Source organism: Methylobacterium sp. C33D (genome assembly GCF_053345825.1).
Genome location: NZ_JBKFAV010000036.1, coordinates 38,512 through 60,197 on the forward strand (window position 1 = coordinate 38,512; position 21,686 = coordinate 60,197).

Here is a 21,686-nt window from a genome sequence, read left to right on the forward strand (position 1 = left end):
ACCTCGACCCGGGCCCGACCGCCTGCCATGGTGCGGGCGACCGAAGCGGCCCGAGACGGACACGATGGTGCTGGCGTTCCGCCTGGACGACCCGACCCCCGCGGATCCGCGCCGCCGCTGGGACACGCTCGGGCAGGAGGCGCGGGACGCCTGCTACGACAACACCCGCGCGGTCGCCGACAGCGCCGCCCAGGTCGCCGCCCGGGACGCGGCCTCGGCCGCCTACCGGGCCGCGCATCCGGCCGGCCTCGACGTGCCCTACGGCCCCGGCGCCCGCAACGCCCTCGATCTCTACCCGGCGCGGGACGCGGCGGCGCCCTGCCTAGTCTTCGTCCACGGCGGCTACTGGCAGCGGGGCGCCCGGGAGCTGTTCGCCTGCTTCGCGCAGGGCCCGAACGCCGCCGGCTGGTCGGTGGCGATGGTCGGCTACACCCTGGCGCCGGAGGCGAGCCTCGCCCGGATCGTGGCGGAGATCGGCGCGGCCCTCGACTGGCTCGCCGCCCACGGGACCGCGCGCGGGATCCGCGGTCCCCTGGTCCTGTCGGGCTGGTCGGCGGGCGGGCTGCTGACCGCGATGCAGCTCGGCCATCCGGCGGTGGCGGCGGGCCTGGCGATCTCCGGCGTCTACGACCTCGCGCCGATCCGCCAGACCTACCTGGACGCCAAGCTGAGCCTCACCGACGGCGAGATCGAGACCCTGTCGCCCCTGCGCCTCCCGGCGGTGGCGAAGCCGCTCTGCATCGCCTACGGCTCCCGCGAATTGCCGGCGCTGATCCACGACGCCCGCAACCTGCACGCCCTGCGGGCGGCGGCCCACGCACCCGGCTCCCTGCTGCCGGTCCCGGGGGCCGAGCACTTCTCGGTGCTCGACGCCCTGCGCCGGCCCGGCGGGATCCTGGTCCGGGCGGCGCACGCCCTCCTCGAGGGCTGAGGCCCCGGCCGGCAGCCCGGACCGGCTCCGGACCGGACGACGCGGGACGACCGCGTGCAGATTTGCAACTCCCGATAGAAATTCCGCATCGCCGAGGGCCGTTTCCGTCTTGCTGAGGCTTGCCGCCCGTGCTGAGACGGGACCGCGGGCACGATCTCCCTCCACCGGGAGCCGGCCGATCCCGGGGAGATCGGATGCAAGCGGTCGCGCGATCGGAAATCCCCGCGGCGCCCTGCGCCGGTCCCGCGGAGCGGGCCGCCGGCCGGGGCGGATGGCGTGGCGGATGGCGCGCCCCGCGGCTGCGCGTCGTGCTGGCCCTGGCTTTCGGGACGCTCGGCTTCCTGACGACCCTGGCGCTCGCCGCCCTGGTGAGCGGGGAGGCGACCCGACGCCTCGAGGCGGAGGTCGGCGGCCAGCTCGCCGAGCTCGCCGGGCAGATGGCCCGGAGCCTCGATGTCGGGATGTTCGAGCGCTGGCGCGACATCCAGATCGCCGCCGCCTCGGACAGTCTGCGCGATCCCGGGACCGGAACGGCCGCCAAGCGCGCCGCGATGGCGCGGCTCCAGGCGACCTACCCGGCCTACTCGATCATCGGGCTGATCGACGCCGACGGGCGCGTCTCCGTGACCAGCACCGGCGCCCTGGAGGGCGCCGACGTCTCCGGGCGCGCCTATTTCCGCGCCGGCCGCGCCGGCCCCTACGTGGGCGACGTGCACCCGGCCAAGCTCCTCGAGGCGCCGGTGCCCCCGGACGCGGCCGCCGCGCGCGCGGCGGCGCGCGAGCCCCTGCGGCTCGTCGACGTCGCGGCACCGGTCCGGGCGCCGGACGGAAGCGTCCTCGGGGTGCTGGCCGCCCATCTCGACTGGACCTGGGCGCGCGACATGGCGCGCATCCTCGAGGGCGCCCTCCGGGGCCACCGCCGGGGCGCCGAGATCCTGATCCTGTCCCGCGACGGCACCGTGCTCCTCGGTCCCCCCGCCCTGCAGGGCGCCCCCCTGCCCCGTTCGGTCCTGGCGGGCGGCCGGTCCCTCGATCCGGAGGGCACGAGCCGGATCGGGTCCTGGCCGGACGGCGCCGCGTATCTCAGCGCCCGCGCGACCACGGGCGGCCACCGCGACTATCCGGGCCTCGGCTGGCAGGTGGTGGTGCGGCAGACGGCCGACCGGGCCCTGACCTCGGTGGCGGCCCTGCGCGGGGGCATCCTGGCGGCGGGCAGCGCGGTGGCCCTCGCGGCGGCGCTGCTCGCGTGGCTGCTGGCCGGCCTGATCGCCCGCCCCCTGCTGGATCTGGCGGCCGCGGCCGAGACCCTGGGCCGCGACCAGCCCCTGCCGCCGCTGCCCCGCTCGTTCGTGCGCGAGGGCGCGACGATCGCCGACGCCCTGGCGGCGGCGGCGGACGAGCGGGCCCGGCGCGCGGAGACCCACCGGCTGCTGATCGATGAACTCAATCACCGGGTGAAGAATACCCTCGCCACCGTGCAGGCGATGGCGGCCCAGAGCCTGAAGAATCTCGGCGCCGGCGCGGCGGCCGGGCGCGACGCCTTCGAGGCGCGGCTCCTCGCCCTGTCGCGCGCCCACGACATCCTGACCCGCGAGAGCTGGGCGAGCGCGGATCTGCGCGGCATCGCCGCCCAGGCGGTGCGGCCCTTCCTGGATCCGGACTCCGCGGGCGGCGCTCCGCCGAACCGGGACATCCCGGGTGATATCCCGGGTGACGTCCCGCGGGACACTTCGCGGGACGTCCCGGGTGCGAGCGCCCCGCGCATCACCCTGGACGGCCCCGACCTGCGGCTGCCGCCCGAGGGCGCCCTCGCGCTCACGATGATCCTGCACGAATTGTGCACCAACGCGGTCAAGCACGGCGCCCTGTCGGTGCCGGGCGGGCGGGCCGCGCTGGCCTGGACGGTGGAGAAGGGTCCGGACACCGAGACCCTGCGGCTGACCTGGCGCGAGCGCGGCGGCCCGCCGGTCGCTCCCCCGTCGCGGAAGGGGTTCGGCACCCGCCTGCTCGAGCGCGGCTTCGCCGGAGGCAGGACCGCCAGCCTCACCTACGAGGCCGGCGGCCTCGTCTACGCGGCGGCCAATCCCCTGCTCCCCGCCGGCCGCGCGCCCACGCGGACCGCGCCGCGTCCGCGCGCCGGACGGGCCTGATCCCGCCCCGGCCCGGGCGGCCGTCGTCCCGGCCTCACCGACGGCGCGCGGACGCGGCGCGGTCCGCGCGGGCGCGCGCCGTCGCGACACGGGCGCGCCGTCGAGGCCGGATCTCCCTTTAATCCCGATCCCGATTTCAAGACGAAGCAAAGACGTGCGCGGACGCACGCGACAGTAATCACGCCGAGGATTAAAGACTTCATCGATACAATGTGCCGATGCGCACACGCTATTCCGGAAATGTAGACTAGGGTCGACTTGTCGGCAGGGATGCGGTGTCCCTCGCCACAGGTCGAACAGCGAGGAAACGCCATGCCCCAGTCCCGACATCGCCCGGTACAGCTCCCGGTCCGCGGCCGCACCGCCGGTCCCGCCTTCGGCCTCGCCCTGGGCCTCCTGACCGGAATCCTCGGGGCGCCCCTGGCGGCGCAGGCCGGCGAAGGCGGCGGCGGGAGCCGTCAGGCGGCCGGCGGCGGCCATATGAGCTCCTACATCACCGACCCCCACCACGACCCGCGCTCGCAGCACTCGCAGCGTTCCGGGTCCGGGCAGCTCCTCGGGGCGCCGATGGTTCACGACAGGGCCGGGGCCACCGTGGCGCGCGGCCAGGTCGTCGACCCGCACTGGGCCTCCGGAACCGCGGAGCCCCGCCGGGTCCGTCGCTGAGACTTCGGACACCGAGCCTCCGACACGGAAACCCGCCGCCCGGCCTCACCGCCTGGCCCCCCGGCCGGGCGGTCCCGCCCCGACCGAGCACCGTCCCGCACTCCGAGCCCGCACTCCGAGCCCGCGCTCCCGTCCCGCGCTCCCGTCCCGCGCTCCCGTCCCGCGCTCCCGTCCCGCGCCGCCGTCCGGCGGGCGCGCGCCGGCGCATCGCCCTTCCCCGTCTCGCCTTCCGGTTCTCCCAGCCTCAGGGACCCTTCATGAACAACATCATCCAGGGCATCGCCAGCTTCCAGGGCAGCGTCTTCCCCGGCCAGCGGCAGATGTACCAGCAGCTGGTGCGCGACGGTCAGCACCCGAGCGCGCTGATCATCGCCTGCGCGGATTCCCGGGTCTCGCCCGAGCACATCACCCAGGCGGGGCCCGGAGACCTGTTCGTCTGCCGCAACGCCGGCAACATCGTGCCCCCGGCCTCCGACGTGGTCGGCGGCGTCTCCTCGGCGATCGAGTACGCCGTGGTGGCGCTGGGCGTGCGCGACATCGTGGTCTGCGGCCACTCGGATTGCGGCGCCATGAAGGGGCTGATGAACCGGGACCTGCTCAAGCGGATGCCCAGCGTGGCGGCGTGGCTGCGCCACGCCGAGGCCGCCGAGCGGATCGTCTGCGAGGCCTATCCCGAAGGGATGGACGCGCAGGCCCGCCACCACGCCCTGGCCCTGGAGAACGTGGTGGTCCAGCTCGCCAACCTGCGCACCCATCCGAGCGTCGCGGCCGCCCTGGCCAAGGGATCCCTGCGGCTGCACGGCTGGTTCTTCGAGATCGAGACCGGTGCCCTCCTGGCCTATGACGGCGCGAGCGGGCGCTTCCGGCCGATCGCCGGGGCCGACATGCCCGTGGCGCAGGATTCCTCCGCCGGCAGCCGCCTGCAGGCGGCCTGACCATGCGCGCGCCCGGCCGTCTGACCACGACCCTGCAGAGCGCCCTCGTCCCGGGCGGCGCCGTCCGGGCGAGCCTCGCCCGGGACCTGCCCGCCTCCGTGGTGGTCTTCCTGGTGGCGCTGCCCCTGTGCATGGGCATCGCCATCGCCTCCGGCGTTCCGCCGGAGCGCGGGCTCATCACCGGCATCGTCGGCGGCATCGTGGTCGGCGTCCTCGCCGGCTCGCCGCTCCAGGTCAGCGGGCCCGCCGCCGGGCTCGCCGTGATCGTCTACGGGTTCGTGCAGGCGCACGGTCTCGACGCCCTGGGGCCCGTCCTGGTGGTGGCGGGCCTCGTCCAGCTCGCCGCCGGCGCCCTGCGGGTCGGCGGCTGGTTCCGGGCGATCTCGCCGGCCGTGGTGCACGGCATGCTGGCCGGCATCGGGATCCTGATCGTGCTGGCCCAGATCCACGTCCTGACCGATGCCCTGCCCCGGGCGAGCGGCCTCGACAACCTCGTGGCGATCCCGGCCGCGTTCTTCAACTTCGTCAGCGGCGCGGGCGACCGGACCGGGGCCGTGATCGTCGGCGGGATCACCATCGCGGCGATGATCGCCTGGGAGCGGCTGCGGCCGACGCGGCTCCGGCTCCTGCCCGGGGCGCTCGTCGGCGTCCTGGCGGGCAGCCTCGCGGCGGGGCTCGGGGATCTCGCCGTCAAGCGCGTGGCGGTGCCGGAGGCCCTGTTCTCCGGCCTCGCCCTGCCGGCCGTCGAGTCGTGGGCGCGCCTCGCCGAGGCCGAGATCCTGATGATGGCCCTGGTGATCGCGGTGATCGCCAGCGCCGAGAGCCTGCTCTCGGCGGCGGCCGTCGACCGGATGCACGACGGCCCCCGCACCCAGTTCAACCGGGAACTCGGCGCGCAGGGCATCGGCAACCTGATCTGCGGGCTCGCCGGCGCGCTGCCGATGACCGGGGTGATCGTGCGCTCCTCGGCCAACGTCCAGGCGGGCGCCGTGAGCCGCGCCGCCACGGTGATGCACGGGAGCTGGATCCTGGCCTTCCTGCTCGCGCTGCCCTGGCTGCTGGCCCTGGTGCCGACCGCGAGCCTCGCCGGCATCCTGGTGGTCACCGGCTGGCGGCTGGCGAGCCCGGCCCACGCCCTGCACCTGCAGGCCCGCTACGGCTGGCTGACCGCGGCGATCTGGCTCGCCACGATGGCCACCGTGGTGGCGGTGGACCTGCTCACCGGGGTGCTCACCGGCCTCGCCCTGAGCCTGATCCAGGCCCTGCCGAGCCTGCGCAAGGGACGGCTCCGGATCGAGCACGCGGCGGCCCCCGAAGTGCCCGGCGTGCCGGAGCTGCGCCTGTCGGGGGCGGCGACCTTCCTGCAGCTGCCGAGCCTCACGGCGGCCCTGGAGCGCACCCCCGCGGGCGGCGAGGTCCGCCTCGCCACCGACAATCTCGCGGCCATCGACCACACCTGCCTGGAGATGATCGGCGACTGGGCGAGCCGGCGCAGCGCCGGCGGCAGTCGGATCGCGGTGGTCGGCGGGTCGGGCGTCCCGCACGACCGGCTCGCCGCCGCGGTGGCGGCCCCGGCCCGCTGAGGGCGCGCCGCGGGCGCGGCCCGACACGACGGCGCGGAGCCGCTCCCGACACCGGCGCGATCGGGAGGGGCTCCGCGCCGCTCGCGCGCTATCGCGCGCCATCGCGCCGGACGGTCGCGCCGGGCGGTCGCGCGGACCGTCAAGGCCGTCCGGCTCCGGGAACGCGGCGATCTTCAAAACCGGTTAATCCTGAATCTTCGCGCGCTTTTAACGCGCGGAAGGCCAGACTCAGCGCCACGGCCGGCCCGCGCCGCGGGCCGGCGGATCGGTTCTCGTCAGGAGCTACGTCGATGATCAGGTTCCTCGCGGCCCCGGCCGCCTGCCTGGTCCTGTGCGGCGCCGCGGCGGCGCAGGACATGCCCGGCCTCGCGACTCTGAGCCCGCCCGACCCGGTGCAGCCGGTGGCGGCGAGTCCCGCGCTCCCGGCGTCGGGGTCGCGGCCGGAAGCCGGCCCCGATCGGACCGCGCTCCGGCCCGAGCCCGGCCGGGCGCCCCTCGGCAGCCTCACCCTCCGCGGCACCGCCGCCGACCCCGCGCAGACGACCGCCAGCCTGAAGCCCCCGGCGACCGGCTCCGGCGCGTCCAAGCCCTGGTGCGCGCAGGAGCGGCGGGTCGGCACCGGTCAGGGCTTCTGCCTGGTCAACTGACGCGGCCCGCCCGGGGCGCCCCCGCGGGGCCCGGCGGCCGGATCAGGACGCCGCGTAGACCGTGACCTCGTCGAAGGTCCCGCCCTCCGGCGCGTAGTCGAGGGAGGCGACGAGGAGCACCAGCACGGCCGCGCCGACCGCCGCGACGGCGAGCAGCCGCGTGATCAGCTCCGCGTGGGCGCGGGCGGCGTGGATCAGCGCGCAGCCGAGCACGAAGGCGCAGAGCTGCGTGACCGGCGCGGCGAGCGCCGCGGTCATCGCGCCGCTCCGGTCATCCGATCACGGCCGATCCTGTCCATGGCACCCCTCCCCGACCGAGACGCCGCTTCCCGGCGCGCCCAGTATGGGGGCGGCGGCGGGCGGGTCCGGCGTCACGTCTTCGCGACCGGCGCCCCTCAGGCGGGGTCCGGCCCCGGCGAGGCGGGGAGGACGGATTCCAGGGGGGGCGCCGGAGCGGACGCCAGGGCGTAGGTGGCCTCGGCGACCCGGTTCAGGGGGCCGCCCGGCCCCGCCCGCTTCCACAGGCGCGTGTTGAGGGCCGCCACGGGATCGCGGCCGGGCAGGGTGAAGCCCTGCGCGGCGAGCACCGCCAGGATCTCGGCCGCGTGCAGCGGCCGGCCCGCCCGCGCGATCGCCGCGCAGGCCGCCTGCACCACGGCCCGGCCGTAGCGGCGGGCGCCGGCAGCGTCCTCCGTGAAGGCGATCGGCGGCGGGATCGGTCCGGCGGCGCCGGCGGGATCGGGAGCCCCCGCGGACCGCGCCCCCGGACCCGGACCCGCCTCGGCGCCCCGCCGTCCGCGGGGCACGCCCTCCCCGTCGACCGCCGCTCCGGGCCGGATCGCCGGCACGTCCTCGCTCCGCGGCGGCGGCGCGCCGGCCCCGCCGGCCGCCAGCCGGCGACCGAGCTCCTGGTAGAGGACGAGATCGGCGATCTCCCGATCGAGCGCCTCGCGCTGGCGTCGCAGCGCCGCGAGCCGCGCCGCGATCTCGGACTCCGACAGGCCCACGTGATGTTCCCTCCGAACGGACGGAACACATACGGCTTCCGATCGGCGAACGGAACAGGCGGATCCGCGATATTCCCTTCTCGCTCATTCCTCAACGGGGCGAATCGCGCCGTGTTCCGTTCTATTCCTTTATGCGCCTCCGCATTCCCTTCCCGGCCGGGCGCGGCGGCACGAGCAGCGCGCTGGGATCGGCCGGGTGCAGGGTCAGGCCGCCGTCGTCGAGCACCAGCGGCAGCCGGGGAAACACCTCGCGCAGATGCGCGAGGTCGGCCTTGAACGCCTGGCGGAAGCTGCGGATCGAGGCGTTCTCGGCCCCGAACTGCGCGTGGAGGTTGGCCCAGGTCAGGCGGAGCGGCCGCTGCAGGGACCGCAGGCGGTAGCCGGTCCAGAACAGCAGGTCGAGCTTGCGCGCCGAGCCCGAGAAGGCCCGGGCCGCCCGCACGTCCACCGGCAGGGCGTGCCGGATCAGGGTCTCGTAGAATTCGGGATCGAAGCGCACCGTGCGGCCGGCCTCGTCCTCGCCCTCCCCGGCGCGGGGGCGCCACAGCTCCAGGCTGCGGAAGGGCGGGACGTTGAGGGTGGTGGCGCTGTCGCGCCCGTCCCAGAGGCCGATCTGCATGGAGCAGGCGGCCAGCCGGTTCAGCTGCTCCTTGAACTGCCGGATGGTGCCGCGCTCGCCGCCCGTCACCGCGAAGCCCATCTCGCGCATGAAGCCCGACAGGGTCTCGGCCACCTTCACGGTGGGGCTGCGCTGGCGCACGGCCTCGGTGCAGAGGTGCAGCAGGACCAGCCGGGCCTTCGGGCCGTAGGGAAGCCCCTGGGGCTCGAAGGCGCCGGTCTCCGGGTCCTTGATCCGGCCGGCGATCAGGTTGAGCGAGTTGCGGCCGTAGCTGCGGGAGAATTCCCGGACCGGCCCGGGATCGCGGTAGGGCAGGCCGCACAGGGCCAGGACCGAGTGGATGTGCTGGAGGCTCGACGGCAGGGCCGGCTCGTTCTCGATCACGAGGCGCACCGCGTCGCGGCGGCGCTGGTCGCGCGACAGCCCGGCCCGGCGGCTCTCCTCCTCCCCGAGGAGGGCGGCCCGGGCATCGCGCTCGCGCTGCCGGTGCAGCACGTGCTCGACGATCTGCGCGAACAGGAAGCCGCCGCGCGCCGCCTCGATCTCGGCCCGCAGGTCCGGGTCGTGGATCCCGGCGATCTTCTCCTCGATGCTCATCGCCCCTCAGGCCCGCGGAACACGGGCCGCCGATCCGTCAGGCGGACGGACGGCCCGATCCTGCCATGCCACGATTCGCCCGCCGGGGCGCCCGCCCGGCGGGCCTTGTCCCGGCTATCCACGATTCCCCGAGGCGGGGTCACGCCCGAGAGCGGGCCGAGGCCGGTCGCCGCGCGGCCGGCTCCCGCCCCGGCGCGCAGAGTTCGATACGGACCCCGTCCCGCGCCGATCCGCGGCCGGGTCGGGTGCGGGATCCGACGCAGAGTTCGATACGCGCGGCCGCGCGGGGACCGTCCCCGTTATCCACCGATCCGGTCCCGAATCCGCGCCGAATCGGATACGCGGCCGCGCAGATTCCGATGCGCCGGGGGGCGGACCGGGCGCAGAATCGGATACGGGGCCGCGCAGAGTTCCATGCGTCCCCGCGCAGAGTTGGATGCGCGATCGCGCACCAAACCCTTGGACCGGTTCCGGAATTCGCCAGCCCATATAACCTGCAGAACTGACTCTCTGAAAGATTCGTCCAGATAATCTTCCTAGCTCGGGCGAGCTCGTTCGTTCTGACGAACGACCGTGTCGCGTCTCGTGATGCACAGGGCGCAAAGGGAATATGAGCTGGTTTTCCACATTCCTACGGGGAACGGTCGTCCCGGCTTGACGGATCGGCGAGGGAATCCAGCACGGTGCCGCCGCGCTCCGTCGCCGACATCGGCGGCCTCCTGGACAGCGCCGGGGTCCCGGTGTGATGCCGGCTTGACGCGGGCGATGCCGCCCGGTTTCTCGGCTCCTTCCGAGAGGGCCCTCAGAGAAGAGCGCGCCGATGCCCCCCTTGCCCGAATTCGTCCGGCCCAGCCTCGCCCGACCTAGCCTCGCCCGGCCCAGGGCCCCTTCGCCGATCGCGGCCCGATGACGGATCGCCGCGACGACGGCCGGTCGCCCGGCGGCCGCCCCGCCCGGCCCCGCCCGCACGGGCCCCGGCGCGCCGCCCCCCGGTCCGGAGATCGCCCGGGCGGGGCGTCCCGCCCGTGGGAGGCGGGCGGCGACGGGCCGACCGTGCTCTACGGCTGGCATCCCGTCGTGCAGGCCCTGGGCAACGCCCAGCGCGGCCTGCACCGGCTGCTCGCCACCGAGAACGCGGCCGCGCGCCTGGAAGCCGAGTTCGGCGGCGCCGTGCGGATCACCCCGGAGCTGGTGCGGCCGAGCGACATCGGCCGCCTGCTCGGACCGGACGCGGTCCACCAGGGGCTGTACCTGGAGGCCGAGCCCCTGCCCGCTCCCGGCCTCGACGACCTGCCCGCCGACGCGCTGCTGCTGGCGCTCGACCAGATCACCGACCCGCACAATGTCGGGGCGATCGTGCGCACCGCCGCGGCCTTCGGGGTGGCCGGGATCGTCACCACGGCGCGCCACGCGCCGGGCGCCACCGGGGTCCTGGCGAAATCCGCCTCCGGCGGCCTGGAGCACGTCCCCTTCGTGACCGTCCGGAACCTCGCCGAGGCCCTGATCGAACTGGGCGAGCGCGGCTTCACCCGGGTCGGCCTCGATTCGGACGCGCCCGAGAGCCTCGACGCGCTGACGGTCGCGCGGCCGCTGGTGATCGTGCTGGGCGCCGAGGGCAAGGGCCTGCGCGAGCGGACCCGGAGCTGCTGCGACGTCCTGGCCCGGATCCCCTTCTCGGGCGCGATCCGGAGCCTCAACGTCTCGAACGCCGCCGCCATCACCCTCTACGCCCTCGGCCGGGAGCGGGACTGACAGGGCGCTGACAGGGCGCTGACAGGGCACTGACAGGGCGCTGACACGGGGCCGGACGGGGCCGCGGCCTAGGCGCGGCCGGCCCGGCACCCGATCGGTCCCGCCGCGACACGTTCGGAAACACGGAACCGGCTCCGGAAGCCCCTCTTCCGCCTAGGCAATCTTCGCAACTTCCCGTAGAATACGCGGCGAGGGGGGCGTCGGCTCGAGGGCTGCGCCGGATGTTGGACGATGCGTTTACCTACGGCGGTTGGGCCCTCGGCCTGGTCGCCGTCGGCGTGTGGATTTGGCTCGCGCGGCGCGCCTTCCCGAGCTTCGAATCCTTCGTGACGGGCTTCGACGACGAGCTCCGGCTCGGCGCCAGCCCGGAGGAGCGCGCGCGCAGCGCGCGCTGGCACCAGGTCCGTCAGGCTGCCATGGCCCTGACGGCCGTCGCGGCCCTGTGCCTGTCGATCGGCTTCGCGATTCCCGACTGATTCCCGACTGAACCGGAAACCCGGACGCGATCCGGTCCCGCTCCGTGACGCACCGGTGCCTCGCGCGCACCGTCCCTGCTCCGGGCCTCCGGCGTGCTGTACCGGATCCGCGGGCCCGACCCGACCCGACCCGGGCCTGGGGCGCCGGCTTCGCCCCGGCCTTCGGCCGGATCGGCGCCATCCGGGTCGGCGCCGGCAACTTCCTGATCACCGCTCTTCCGGTCCTGACCCGCGGCGGCGAGTCGTGCGCTGCCACGGGCTCTACCCGAACGTCGCCGACATGGTGACGGTGGCGTTCCGCAACGCGAACGTCTTCGTCTCGCCCGACATGGACACGTTCGCGCCCGGCGGCGGCCTCCACGACGAGGCGGCGAACGGGTTCATGAAGGACCAGTTCCTGTTCGGTGCCTCCTTCCCGTTCTGCCCGCTGGGCCAGGGCGTCGCGGATTTCCGCGGCCTCGGCCTGTCCGGGGGGCCCTGGAGGCCGCCCTCCGGCGCGACGCCGACCGGCTCCTCGGGCCCGGCCTCGGCGCGCAGGGAAGGCCCCGCCTCGAAGGGGCCGGCACCCTTCGCGGGCGCGGCCCGAAGGTCGGGGCGCCGCTCCGACACCCCGCCTGAGGGCTGAGCCCCCTCGGATCCCGCGTCAGGCTGCGCGCACCCGGGTGAGGAAATCCTCGACCGCGCCGCGCAGGTCGCCCGCCTGCCGGGACAGGTCGGCCGCCGCCTGGAGCACCTGGGCCGAGCCCTGGCTCGCCGTGCCGGCCGCCGCGCCGACCCCCGCCATGTGGTCCGAGACGCCGCTTGTGTCCCGCGAGGTCTGCGCGGTGGTCCGGGCGATCTCGGCGGTCGCCGCGCCCTGCTGCTCGACCATGGCGGCGATCTCGGCGCCGATCCGGGCGAGGTCGCGGATCACCGCGGTGATGCCGCCGATCGACCGGACCGAGGCCTCGGTCGATCCGGTGATCTCCGCGACCTTGCCGGCGATCTCCTCGGTGGCCCGGGCGGTCTGCTCGGCGAGGTGCTTGACCTCGCCGGCCACCACCGCGAAGCCGCGCCCGGCCTCCCCGGCGCGGGCCGCCTCGATGGTCGCGTTGAGCGCCAGCAGGTTGGTCTGGCCGGCGATCTGCGAGATGATCGCGACGATCGCCCCGATGCTGCCGGCCGCCTGGGCGAGGCGGTGGACTTCCCCGGCCATGCCGTCGGCGCTCCGCGCGGCGGCCGCCGCGAGGTCCGCCGAGGACCCGACCTGCACGCCGATCTCCCGGACCGAGGCCGTGAGCTCCTCGGTGGCCGCCGCCACCGTGTCGGCCGAGCGGGCGGCCGAATCGGCCGACACCGCCACCGCCCGGCTGAGATCGGTCGTGTCCCGGGCGGCCCGGGCCATGCCGTGCGCGGAGGCCTCCAGCCGGGCCGCCGCCGCCGAGACGGCCGCGACGATCCCGCCGACCTGGCGCTCGAAGCTGTCGGCGAGGCCGAGGGCGGCCGCGCGCTGCGCCGCCGCGGTCTCGGCGGCGCGCCGCTCCTGGGCGGCTCGGACCGCCCGGCGCTCGGCGACGCTGTCGCGGAACGCCAGGGCGGCCGCGGCGATCGCCCGGACCTCGCGCGGCCCGCCGGTCGGGACGGTCAGGTCGGCCGTGCCCGCGTCCCGGCCGATCGCGGTCAGCACCCCGGCCATCCGGGAGAGCGGCCGGGCGATGGCCGTGCCGAGCCAGACCGCGAGGCCGGCCGAGAGGGCGAACAGGGCGAGCCCGCCGGCGGCCCAGAGGGCCAGCGCCCGCTCGGCGCGGGCGCGCACGGTCCCCGCGGCCGCCACCAGGTCGGCGGTGAGCCGGTCCTCCACGCCCTTCAGGGCGTCGATGCGCTGCGTGGCGAGGCGGAACCACGCCGGCGCGTCGCGGAAGCCGAGGGGCGTCCCCGGCATGGTCTCCTGGGCGCCCGCGCGCAGCCGCGCGACCGCGCGGGCCGGCTCGGTCGCCTCCGCGGCGTCGAGCAGGTGCGCCTGCCCGGCCTCGGCGCCGGCCCGGAACAGGGCGGCATAGGTCGCCTGCTCGGCCGCGAGGGTCGCGAGGCGGCGGGCGGCCGCGAGGTCGAGGTTGCCGGAGGCGAACACCGCCGAGGCGACGGCCCGCTCCTGGCCGGCGGCCTCCTTCAGCGCCAGGAAGGCCGCGTAGGCGTTCGCCCGGGCGGCGAGGCCGGCCTCGTCGATCGCGCCGCCCATGGCCCGCACCAGGCCGAGCCCCTCCCCGATCAGGCCCGTGTAGTAGGCCGCGGCCTGCGGCGGGGCCGCCGTCAGGCCATCCACCGCCCGGCGCTGCGCGGCCAGCCCGGTGAGCGCCCGCGCGAAGCCCTCGCCCCGCGCCGCGAAGACCGGCCCGGAGCCCGTCGCGGCCGTCATGGCCTCGGGCAGCCCGGCGAGGGCCGCGTCGGTGCGTTCGCGCTGGGCCGCCAGCTCCGGGCCGAACTGCGCGCCCTGCGCGCCCAGGAACAGGCTCGAGGCGCCGCGCTCCCGCTGGGCCTCGTGCACGAAGGCGCTGATCCGGGAGGCGAGGCCGACCAAGCTCTCCACCCGGCCCATCTCGGCGCGCCGCGCCCACTGGTCCGACACGGCGAGGCCCGCCGCCCCCGCGAAGGCGAGGCACGGGGCGAGCGCCACCGCCAGGATGCGGGCGCGGAGCGAGGCGAGGATCGGCATCGGAAGTTCTGGAACCGTCCGGCGGGAGACGCGCCACCTTCCGGCCAAGTCATAAAGATCCGGTTATGCGGTCTCGCCCATATTCGGTACCGGTCTGCCCAATCAGGCGGCGTTCTCGGCAGCATCTGCCAGTTCGGCGTGCAGATCACCCCAGGTCTTCAGCGCGCGGATGACCGGATCGAGGGACCGCCCCCGCTCGGTCAGGCTGTATTCCACCTTCGGGGGAACCTCGGCGTAGACCGTCCGGGTGATCAGGCCGTCGGATTCCATTTCGCGCAGCTGGTTGGTGAGCATGCGCTGGGTCACGCTGGCGAGGCGCCGCCGGATCTCGTTGAAGCGCAGGGTCCCCTCCAGCAGGTGATAGAGGATCACGCCCTTCCACTTGCCGTCGATGAGCCGGAGCGTCGCCTCGACGGCGCAGCCGGGGCTGCAGGCGCCCGTGTGGCGGCGGGTGCGGGGCATGGGCTGTCTCCGACGGTATCATTTCCGGCACCAGTGGCGTTTTATGTGCGTACTTGCGGCCCGTGAAGGCGGGCGGCATCTCCTGCGGCGACAATCCGAGGAGATCACCATGCGCGCCGTCGGCTACCGCAAGTCCCTGCCGATCACCGATCCCGAGGCCCTGGTCGATCTCGACCTGCCCCAGCCCGAGCCCGGCCCGCGCGACCTGCTGGTGAAGGTCGAGGCGGTCTCGGTGAACCCGGTCGACACCAAGGTCCGGCGGCGGGCCGAGCCGGAGGCAGGCGGCACCAAGGTGCTCGGCTGGGACGCGGCCGGCACGGTCGTCGCCGCCGGCGCGGAGGTCCAGGGTTTCGCCGCGGGCGACGCGGTGTTCTACGCGGGCGACCTCACCCGGCCGGGGACGAACGCCGAATACCATTGCGTCGATGCCCGCATCGTCGGGCACAAGCCGAAGAGCCTCGACTGGGCGCAGGCCGCCGCCCTGCCGCTCACGGCGATCACCGCCTGGGAGGCCCTGTTCGACCGGCTCGACACGGGAAAGCCGGTTCCGGGTGCCGCCGCGGCGATCCTGATCGTCGGCGGCGCGGGGGGCGTCGGCTCGGTGGCGATCCAGCTCGCCCGGGAACTCACCGACCTCACCGTGATCGCCACCGCGTCGCGGCCGGAGACGGCGGCCTGGTGCCGGGACCTCGGTGCCCACCACGTGGTCGACCATTCCAGACCCCTGGCGGCGGAGGTGGCGGCCCTGGGGATCGGCGCGCCGGGCCTCGTCTTCTCCACGACCAGCACCGACGCCCATCTCGGGGAGATCGTGGAGCTGATCGCCCCGCAGGGCCGCCTCGCCCTGATCGACGATCCGGAGCGGCTCGAGGTCGGGCTCCTCAAGCGCAAGAGCCTGTCGCTGCACTGGGAGTTCATGTTCACCCGCTCGATGTTCGCCACCGCCGACATCGCCGCCCAGGGGGCGCTCCTCGACGAGGTGTCCCGCCTCGTTGATTCCGGGCGCCTGCGCACCACCCTGGGGGAGCATTACGGGCGGATCGACGCCGCGAACCTGAAACGCGCCCACGCGCTGATCGAGAGCGGGCGCGCCAAGGGCAAGATCGTGCTCGAGGGCTTTACGGGGTGAAGCGATGGCGAAAGCGGCGGGGACCGGCCTCTTCGACGTGGCGGCGCTGGCGGCAGGTCTGCCCGACAGCGCCCAGACCCTCCTGGTCGACACCTACCTGACCGACCGGGAGGCGGCGAGCGCCCGGGTGTTCCGGGTCTACCGGCCGACCCCGCCGCACTATCACGCCACCTGCGACGAGTACCTCTACTGCCTCTCGGGCTGGGGCCGGGTCTGGCTGGGCGATCCGGCCGCCGAGACGGCGTTCGGCCCGGGCCAGCTCCTGTTCTTCGAGAAGGGCACGGTCCACGCGATGCCGGCGCTCGAGCCCGGGGACCCGGTGGTGTTCCTGTCGATCGACACGCCCCGGCGGGCGCCGACCGACATCGTCTTCGTGAACCCGGAGGACGGGACGCCCGCGACCTTCATGGCGCGCAACGCCGAGGCGTGAGGGGTCACACCCGCAGGGACCGGCCGGCCGCCGCCACGCCGAGGAGCAGCGCCGCCACGATCAGCAGGGACGCGGGCAGGCCGAGCGCCTGCGCGGCGAAGCCGATCAGCGCGGGCCCCGCCAGCACCCCGGCATAGCCCAGCGTCGTCACCGCCGGCACCGCCACGCGCGCGGGCATCGCGGTCTGGCGCCCCGCCGCCGTGAACAGGACCGGGACGATGTTGGCGCAGCCCGCCCCGACCAGGGCGTAGCCGGCGAGCGCCGCCTCCCAGGCCGGGATGACGACCGAGAGCGCGAGGCCGGCCGCCGCCAGCAGGCCGCCGAGGATCACCACGGGCCGCCGGCCGAGGCGGGCCACGATCGCGTCCCCGCCGAGCCGGCCGGCCGTCATGGTGACCGAGAAGGAAGCGTAGCCGAGCGCCGCCCAGGCCGGATCGAGCCCGCGCTGCTGGATCAGGAACACCGCGCTCCAGTCGAGGGCCGAGCCCTCGGTGAGGAACACCACGCAGCAGAGCAGGCCGAGGACCAGCACCGGGCCCCGGGGCAGCGCGAGGGCGGGACCGCCGCTGTCGCCGCCCCCTGCCCGGTCGGTCCGCAGGATGCCGGGCCAGGCCGCCGCGAACAGGGCCGCGATGCCGGCGACCAGGAGCAGCGCGCTCCAGCCCGCGCCGAGCCCGGCGGCCAGCAGGCCGCTGGCGATCAGCGCCCCCAGGATGCAGCCGAGGCTGTAGAGGCCGTGGAAGCCCGACATCATCGGCCGCCCGCCGGCGCGCTCGACGGCGACGGCCTGCAGGTTCATGACGCAGTCCACCGCCCCCATCCCGGCCCCGAACAGCAGCAGCGCCCCGGTGAGCGGGACGAGCCCGGAGGCCAGGGCCAGGACCGGCAGGGCCAGGCCGAGCGTCAGCGTCCCGGCGAGCAGGACCGGCCGGTATCCCAGCCGCGCGGCCGCCGCCCCGGCGCTCGGCATCGCCAGGAGCGAGCCGATGCCGAAGGTGAGGAGCAGCAGGCCGAGCCCGGCCTCGTCGAGGCCGGCGCGGTCCTTCACCAGCGGCACCAGGGGCGCCCAGGTGGCGTTGGCGATGCCCACGATCAGGAACAGCAGCCGCGTGGACAGGCGCTGCCGGGTGGCCATGCAATCGTCGGAACCGCGGAGGGCGGCCGGATCGGTCGCGTCGCATGCTGGCATCGGCACCTGTCGATCGCGTCGCATCTCGGGGCTCGGGCGGCGCAGCGAAAACCCACGCTACAGGTCGAGCCCCCTCACGCTGCGGCCGTGGACGATGGCCAGGATCACGACACCGCCTTCCACCGGCTCGTACAGGATGACGTGGGCGGCGTATTCGTGCCGATGCACGCCGGGCCGGATCGCGGCAGCTGTCCGGCCCATGCGGGGATTGTCGGCAAGAAGCTGGAAGACGCGTTCCAACCCGTCGGCACAGGCTTCCGCTCGGCGGATACCGAACTGCCGGTAACCATAGACGGCGATGTCGAACAGATCCGCTTCAGCCCGCGCCGTGAGAGTATAGTCACTCATCTAGCGGTTGATCAGACTGCGCGTGCTTCCTGGCCCGGGCGAGGATCTCGGGCACCTTGCGGCGGCTCGGTCCTCCGGCGCGGGCCTCGTCGACGATCCGGCGCAGATCCTCGAGCGTCAAATCGGCCTGGGCTCGTCGCTCGCGGTCACGGCGCACGAGGTCGCGGACGTAGTCGCTCGTGCTGGCATAATCGCCCTGTCTGATCTGCGCTTCGATCCACTCCTTCATCGGGTCGGGCAGGGAAATCGTCATGGTCGCCATGGGGTCTCCGTTATTCGCCCGGGAGGATCACGCGCCCGACGATAAGCGTTTTTCACAAATTCTCTTATAGGCTGAGGCGTCGATGACGTCACCCGCACCGCCGCTACACCGAAGTGTTGCCGCCGTACGCGTTTCGTTCTAGCAAGGGCGGCGCATGACGGGCCGCGTCCCGCCGGCCGCATCTTGCCGTGAGCCCCGTCGGGCTCGACATGAGGCCGTTGCGGCGGCTGGCCCGCGCGCGAATCCGATCTGACCGCGTCGACGCCTCGAAAGACCGCCGCCCTCATGGCCAAAGCCCAAGCTGGAAGTCGTGCCGCAAGCCGCGCCGACGCCGCCAAAGCCGCTCCCAAGTCGCCCGTCAAGGCGGTCCCGGCCAAGACAGCTCCGGCCAAGGTGGCCCCTGTGAAGGCAGCTCCGGCCAAGGCAGCCCAGCCCAAGCCGGCCCGCGCGAAGGGCGAGGCGTCCGCTGCCCGGACCGAGGCCGCCGTCGACGCCAAGCTGGCCGCCCTGTTCGATGCCGCCCCGGCCGCCGAGGACCGGCGGGTCATCGCGATCCGCGGCGCCCGGGAGCACAATCTCAAGAACGTCGACCTGACCATCCCGCGGGACAAGCTCGTGGTCTTCACCGGGCTCTCGGGCTCGGGCAAGTCGTCGCTCGCCTTCGACACGATCTACGCCGAGGGGCAGCGCCGCTACGTCGAGTCGCTCTCGGCCTATGCCCGCCAGTTCCTGGAGATGATGTCGAAGCCCGACGTCGACCAGATCGACGGGCTGTCGCCGGCGATCTCGATCGAGCAGAAGACCACCTCCAAGAATCCCCGCTCCACCGTGGGGACGGTGACCGAGATCTACGACTACATGCGCCTGCTCTGGGCGCGGGTCGGCATCCCCTACTCGCCCGCCACCGGCCTGCCGATCGAGAGCCAGACCGTCCAGCAGATGGTCGACCGGGTGCTGGATCTGCCGGAGAAGACCCGGCTCTACCTGCTCGCCCCCGTGGTCCGCGGGCGGAAAGGCGAGTACCGCAAGGAAATCGCCGAGTATCAGAAGAAAGGCTTCCAGAGGCTGCGCGTGAACGGCGAATACTACGCCATCGACGACGTGCCCAAGCTCGACAAGAAGTTCAAGCACGACATCGACGTGGTGGTGGACCGGATCGTGGTCCGGGCCGATATCGGCTCGCGGCTCGCCGAGTCCTTCGAGACGGCGCTGGAACTCGCCGACGGCGTCGCCGAGATCGTGTTCGCCGACGCCCCCGAGGGCGAGGCGCCGCGGACCGTCACCTTCTCGTCGCGCTTCGCCTGCCCGGTCTCGGGCTTCACCATCGCGGAGATCGAGCCGCGGCTGTTCTCGTTCAACAACCCGTTCGGCGCCTGCCCGACCTGCAGCGGCATCGGCCACGAGATGCGGATCGACCCCGAGCTGGTGATCTCCGACCCTGGCCTAAGCCTGAAGCGCGGCGCGGTCGGACCCTGGGCGAAGTCGACCTCGCCCTATTACGGCCAGACGCTCGAGGCGCTCGCCGAGCATTTCGGCTTCAAGACGGGCGTCCCCTGGCAGAGCCTGTCGGAGACGGCCCGCGCCATCGTGCTCTACGGCTCGGGCAAGCAGGCGGTGCGCTTCGCCTACGACGACGGCTTGCGCAAGTACACGGTCAACAAGCCGTTCGAGGGCGTGATCCCGAACCTGGAGCGCCGCTACAAGGAGAGCGACTCGGACGCCGTGCGCGAGGAGATCGGGCGCTTCATGAGCGAGACGCCCTGCGCCGCCTGCGGCGGCAAGCGGCTGAAGCCCGAGGCTCTGGCCGTGAAGGTCGCCATGGCCGACATCGCCGACGTGACCGCCCTGTCGGTCTCCGAGGCGCACCGCTGGTTCTCGGACCTGCCCGGGAAGCTGACCGCGAAGCAGAACGAGATCGCGGTCCGGATCCTGAAAGAGATCCGCGACCGGCTGAGCTTCCTGGTGGATGTCGGCCTGGAATACCTGACGCTCGCCCGCGGCTCCGGCTCGCTCTCGGGCGGCGAGAGCCAGCGCATCCGGCTGGCTTCGCAGATCGGCTCCGGCCTGACCGGCGTGCTCTACGTGCTGGACGAGCCCTCGATCGGCCTGCACCAGCGCGACAACGAGCGGCTGCTCGGCACGCTCAAGCGCCTGCGCGACCTCGGCAACTCGGTGATCGTGGTCGAGCACGACGAGGACGCGATCCTGCAGGCCGATTACGTGGTCGATGTCGGCCCGGGCGCCGGCATCCACGGCGGCGAGATCATCGCGCAGGGCACTCCGGCCGAGGTGCTGGCGAATCCCGCCTCGCTCACCGCGAAATATCTTACGGGCGAGATGTCCGTGCGCACCCCGACCGCGCGTCGGAAGGGCCGGAAGGGCAAGCTCGGGCTGTTCGGCGCCCGGGGCAACAACCTCAAGGACGTCGACGTCGAGATCCCGCTCGGCACCTTCACGTGCATCACCGGCGTCTCGGGGGGCGGCAAGTCCACCCTGGTGATCGACACCCTCTACAAGGCCATCGCCAAGAAGCTGAACGGCGCCCTGGAGCACCCGGCTCCCTACGGGCGGCTGGAGGGGCTGGAGCACCTCGACAAGGTCATCGACATCGACCAGTCGCCGATCGGCCGCACGCCGCGCTCGAACCCCGCCACCTATATCGGCGCCTTCACGCCGATCCGCGACTGGTTCGCGGGCCTGCCGGAGGCCAAGGCGCGGGGCTACCAGCCCGGCCGCTTCTCGTTCAACGTCAAGGGCGGGCGCTGCGAGGCCTGCTCGGGCGACGGCGTCATCAAGATCGAGATGCACTTCCTGCCGGACGTCTACGTCACCTGCGACGTCTGCAAGGGCAAGCGCTACGACCGCGAGACCCTGGAGGTGAAGTACCGGGGCAAGTCCATCGCCGACGTGCTCGACTCCACCGTCGAGGAGGCGGCCGAGCTGTTCAAGGCGGTGCCGGCGATCCGCGACAAGCTCGAGACCCTGAAGCGGGTCGGCCTGCACTACGTCCATGTCGGCCAGCAGGCCACCACCCTGTCGGGGGGCGAGGCGCAGCGCGTGAAGCTCTCCAAGGAGCTGTCGAAGCGCGCCACCGGCCGCACCCTCTACATCCTCGACGAGCCGACCACCGGCCTGCATTTCCACGACGTCGCCAAGCTCATGGAGGTGCTCCACGAGCTGGTCGACCAGGGCAACACCGTGGTGGTGATCGAGCACAACCTCGAAGTGATCAAGACCGCCGACTGGGTGATCGACATGGGTCCCGAGGGCGGCGACGGCGGCGGCCGCGTGGTGGCGCAGGGGACCCCGGAGGCGATCGCCCGCTCCGAGGCCAGCCATACCGGCCGGTTCCTGCGGGAGGTGCTGGAGCGCCGGCCGGCCGCGCCCGCGAGCCGCGGGCGCGCCGCGGAGTAGCGCGACGGCTCACCCCGGGCCGGCGCGGCAGTTTCTGCCGGGTTCGTCCGGGGCCCGGCCCCGGCGGACGGTGATTCGAGCCGCGGGGCGGCACGCCGGACCGGTCGCCGACCGGTCCGGAGCCGGATCCCGGCTCCCGCGCCCGGACCGGCGGCCTGCGCGATCACCGGCCCGACCTTGCCGGATTCTCCCGCGTTCCGGCCCGGCAACAGCTTGACCGTTCAACGATATTTTGCCGGCCCGACCCGCTCGAGCAGGGTCTGTGGACAGTGTTGCATCGCCGCAAAAATGCGGCTTTTGCGCAACGGTTCGGCCGGTTGTGCCGTTTCGGCGAGCATTCCACTGTCTTTCCGCAGGTCTCTGTAGAATAGTCGCAGACGTTGAGACGGGCAGGCTC

General features: G+C 74.0%; 20 protein-coding genes. 12 read left to right on the forward strand and 8 right to left on the reverse strand.

Annotation, left to right across the window (positions count from 1 at the left end; translation table 11 throughout):
• Positions 1-64: 64 nt before the first annotated feature.
• From ACLBXO_RS24320 to ACLBXO_RS24345, 6 genes are all read left to right on the forward strand, one after another.
• On the forward strand, positions 65-931 hold the full coding sequence (locus ACLBXO_RS24320; protein WP_447686973.1) for an alpha/beta hydrolase: 867 nt from the start codon (positions 65-67) through the stop codon (positions 929-931).
• 194 nt (positions 932-1,125) lie between these two features.
• Positions 1,126-3,081 carry a sensor histidine kinase gene (locus ACLBXO_RS24325; RefSeq protein WP_447686974.1) on the forward strand — a complete coding sequence of 652 codons (1,956 nt, stop codon included), beginning with the start codon at positions 1,126-1,128 and terminating at the stop codon, positions 3,079-3,081.
• Positions 3,082-3,393: 312 nt separating this feature from the next.
• Positions 3,394-3,747 (forward strand): hypothetical protein, encoded by a 354-nt coding sequence (locus tag ACLBXO_RS24330; RefSeq protein ID WP_331318833.1) that lies wholly within the window; start codon positions 3,394-3,396, stop codon positions 3,745-3,747.
• A gap of 257 nt (positions 3,748-4,004) precedes the next feature.
• Positions 4,005-4,682 carry a carbonic anhydrase gene (locus tag ACLBXO_RS24335; RefSeq protein ID WP_331318832.1) on the forward strand — a complete coding sequence of 226 codons (678 nt, stop codon included), beginning with the start codon at positions 4,005-4,007 and terminating at the stop codon, positions 4,680-4,682.
• A 2-nt stretch (positions 4,683-4,684) separates the two neighbouring features.
• A complete protein-coding gene (locus ACLBXO_RS24340; RefSeq protein WP_447686975.1) occupies positions 4,685-6,265 on the forward strand; it encodes a SulP family inorganic anion transporter in 1,581 nt (526 codons plus the stop codon).
• 290 nt (positions 6,266-6,555) lie between these two features.
• Positions 6,556-6,912, forward strand: a complete 357-nt coding sequence (locus ACLBXO_RS24345) for a hypothetical protein (protein ID WP_447686976.1) — start codon at positions 6,556-6,558, stop codon at positions 6,910-6,912.
• Between the two features lie 42 nt (positions 6,913-6,954).
• On the opposite strand, the gene ACLBXO_RS24350 is transcribed toward ACLBXO_RS24345, so the two are convergent.
• The 3 genes from ACLBXO_RS24350 to ACLBXO_RS24360 form a co-directional block, all read right to left on the reverse strand.
• Entirely contained in the window at positions 6,955-7,170 is a 216-nt protein-coding gene (locus tag ACLBXO_RS24350; protein ID WP_447686977.1) for a hypothetical protein, read from the reverse strand.
• Between the two features lie 137 nt (positions 7,171-7,307).
• The gene (locus ACLBXO_RS24355) at positions 7,308-7,919 is read right to left on the reverse strand and encodes a hypothetical protein (protein ID WP_447686978.1); all 612 of its coding nucleotides are present in this window, start codon (positions 7,917-7,919) and stop codon (positions 7,308-7,310) included.
• 121 nt (positions 7,920-8,040) lie between these two features.
• A complete protein-coding gene (locus ACLBXO_RS24360) occupies positions 8,041-9,135 on the reverse strand; it encodes a replication protein RepA (protein ID WP_447686979.1) in 1,095 nt (364 codons plus the stop codon).
• A 906-nt stretch (positions 9,136-10,041) separates the two neighbouring features.
• Between ACLBXO_RS24360 and ACLBXO_RS24365 the strand changes: the two genes are divergently transcribed.
• From ACLBXO_RS24365 to ACLBXO_RS24375, 3 genes are all read left to right on the forward strand, one after another.
• On the forward strand, positions 10,042-10,887 hold the full coding sequence (locus tag ACLBXO_RS24365; RefSeq protein WP_447686980.1) for a TrmH family RNA methyltransferase: 846 nt from the start codon (positions 10,042-10,044) through the stop codon (positions 10,885-10,887).
• A gap of 221 nt (positions 10,888-11,108) precedes the next feature.
• Positions 11,109-11,363 (forward strand): hypothetical protein, encoded by a 255-nt coding sequence (locus ACLBXO_RS24370; protein WP_024830472.1) that lies wholly within the window; start codon positions 11,109-11,111, stop codon positions 11,361-11,363.
• Positions 11,364-11,607: 244 nt separating this feature from the next.
• Entirely contained in the window at positions 11,608-11,988 is a 381-nt protein-coding gene (locus ACLBXO_RS24375) for a hypothetical protein (RefSeq protein ID WP_447686981.1), read from the forward strand.
• Between the two features lie 18 nt (positions 11,989-12,006).
• On the opposite strand, the gene ACLBXO_RS24380 is transcribed toward ACLBXO_RS24375, so the two are convergent.
• Together ACLBXO_RS24380 and ACLBXO_RS24385 are read right to left on the reverse strand one after the other, a co-directional pair.
• Positions 12,007-14,055, reverse strand: a complete 2,049-nt coding sequence (locus ACLBXO_RS24380) for a methyl-accepting chemotaxis protein (protein ID WP_447686982.1) — start codon at positions 14,053-14,055, stop codon at positions 12,007-12,009.
• Between the two features lie 102 nt (positions 14,056-14,157).
• Complete coding sequence (locus tag ACLBXO_RS24385; RefSeq protein ID WP_331318826.1) at positions 14,158-14,517, reverse strand: winged helix-turn-helix transcriptional regulator; 360 nt, start codon at positions 14,515-14,517, stop codon at positions 14,158-14,160.
• A 109-nt stretch (positions 14,518-14,626) separates the two neighbouring features.
• On the opposite strand from ACLBXO_RS24385, the gene ACLBXO_RS24390 reads away from it, so the two are divergent.
• Both ACLBXO_RS24390 and ACLBXO_RS24395 read left to right on the forward strand, forming a co-directional pair.
• Positions 14,627-15,646, forward strand: coding sequence for a zinc-binding alcohol dehydrogenase family protein (locus ACLBXO_RS24390; RefSeq protein ID WP_331318824.1), 1,020 nt, complete (start codon positions 14,627-14,629; stop codon positions 15,644-15,646).
• Between the two features lie 4 nt (positions 15,647-15,650).
• Positions 15,651-16,076: a cupin domain-containing protein gene (locus ACLBXO_RS24395; protein ID WP_447686983.1), complete on the forward strand. Its 426-nt coding sequence runs from the start codon at positions 15,651-15,653 to the stop codon at positions 16,074-16,076.
• Between the two features lie 4 nt (positions 16,077-16,080).
• Here ACLBXO_RS24395 and ACLBXO_RS24400 read toward each other — a convergent pair whose 3' ends face one another.
• The 3 genes from ACLBXO_RS24400 to ACLBXO_RS24410 form a co-directional block, all read right to left on the reverse strand.
• Entirely contained in the window at positions 16,081-17,211 is a 1,131-nt protein-coding gene (locus ACLBXO_RS24400) for an MFS transporter (protein ID WP_447686984.1), read from the reverse strand.
• Positions 17,212-17,322: 111 nt separating this feature from the next.
• A complete protein-coding gene (locus ACLBXO_RS24405; RefSeq protein ID WP_331318820.1) occupies positions 17,323-17,613 on the reverse strand; it encodes a type II toxin-antitoxin system RelE/ParE family toxin in 291 nt (96 codons plus the stop codon).
• Positions 17,606-17,875 (reverse strand): type II toxin-antitoxin system ParD family antitoxin, encoded by a 270-nt coding sequence (locus ACLBXO_RS24410; protein ID WP_331318819.1) that lies wholly within the window; start codon positions 17,873-17,875, stop codon positions 17,606-17,608. The genes ACLBXO_RS24405 and ACLBXO_RS24410 overlap by 8 nt, the downstream gene beginning before the upstream one ends.
• A gap of 285 nt (positions 17,876-18,160) precedes the next feature.
• Here ACLBXO_RS24410 and uvrA point away from each other — a divergent pair, with 285 nt between their 5' ends.
• Positions 18,161-21,289, forward strand: a complete 3,129-nt coding sequence (gene uvrA / locus ACLBXO_RS24415) for an excinuclease ABC subunit UvrA (RefSeq protein WP_447686985.1) — start codon at positions 18,161-18,163, stop codon at positions 21,287-21,289.
• The last annotated feature ends 397 nt before the right edge of the window (positions 21,290-21,686 follow it).

Bases quoted from the DNA above. Each gene is read 5' to 3' on its own strand.
- ACLBXO_RS24360 (WP_447686979.1), bottom strand. From the start codon at position 9,135: ATGAGCATCGAGGAGAAGATCGCCGGGATCCACGACCCGGACCTGCGG.
- ACLBXO_RS24400 (WP_447686984.1), bottom strand. From the start codon at position 17,211: ATGGCCACCCGGCAGCGCCTGTCCACGCGGCTGCTGTTCCTGATCGTG.
- ACLBXO_RS24320 (WP_447686973.1), top strand. From the start codon at position 65: ATGGTGCTGGCGTTCCGCCTGGACGACCCGACCCCCGCGGATCCGCGC.
- ACLBXO_RS24410 (WP_331318819.1), bottom strand. From the start codon at position 17,875: ATGGCGACCATGACGATTTCCCTGCCCGACCCGATGAAGGAGTGGATC.
- ACLBXO_RS24350 (WP_447686977.1), bottom strand. From the start codon at position 7,170: ATGACCGCGGCGCTCGCCGCGCCGGTCACGCAGCTCTGCGCCTTCGTG.
- ACLBXO_RS24365 (WP_447686980.1), top strand. From the start codon at position 10,042: ATGACGGATCGCCGCGACGACGGCCGGTCGCCCGGCGGCCGCCCCGCC.
- ACLBXO_RS24370 (WP_024830472.1), top strand. From the start codon at position 11,109: ATGTTGGACGATGCGTTTACCTACGGCGGTTGGGCCCTCGGCCTGGTC.
- ACLBXO_RS24390 (WP_331318824.1), top strand. From the start codon at position 14,627: ATGCGCGCCGTCGGCTACCGCAAGTCCCTGCCGATCACCGATCCCGAG.
- ACLBXO_RS24405 (WP_331318820.1), bottom strand. From the start codon at position 17,613: ATGAGTGACTATACTCTCACGGCGCGGGCTGAAGCGGATCTGTTCGAC.
- ACLBXO_RS24385 (WP_331318826.1), bottom strand. From the start codon at position 14,517: ATGCCCCGCACCCGCCGCCACACGGGCGCCTGCAGCCCCGGCTGCGCC.
- ACLBXO_RS24380 (WP_447686982.1), bottom strand. From the start codon at position 14,055: ATGCCGATCCTCGCCTCGCTCCGCGCCCGCATCCTGGCGGTGGCGCTC.
- ACLBXO_RS24335 (WP_331318832.1), top strand. From the start codon at position 4,005: ATGAACAACATCATCCAGGGCATCGCCAGCTTCCAGGGCAGCGTCTTC.
- uvrA (WP_447686985.1), top strand. From the start codon at position 18,161: ATGGCCAAAGCCCAAGCTGGAAGTCGTGCCGCAAGCCGCGCCGACGCC.
- ACLBXO_RS24340 (WP_447686975.1), top strand. From the start codon at position 4,685: ATGCGCGCGCCCGGCCGTCTGACCACGACCCTGCAGAGCGCCCTCGTC.
- ACLBXO_RS24395 (WP_447686983.1), top strand. From the start codon at position 15,651: ATGGCGAAAGCGGCGGGGACCGGCCTCTTCGACGTGGCGGCGCTGGCG.
- ACLBXO_RS24330 (WP_331318833.1), top strand. From the start codon at position 3,394: ATGCCCCAGTCCCGACATCGCCCGGTACAGCTCCCGGTCCGCGGCCGC.
- ACLBXO_RS24345 (WP_447686976.1), top strand. From the start codon at position 6,556: ATGATCAGGTTCCTCGCGGCCCCGGCCGCCTGCCTGGTCCTGTGCGGC.
- ACLBXO_RS24325 (WP_447686974.1), top strand. From the start codon at position 1,126: ATGCAAGCGGTCGCGCGATCGGAAATCCCCGCGGCGCCCTGCGCCGGT.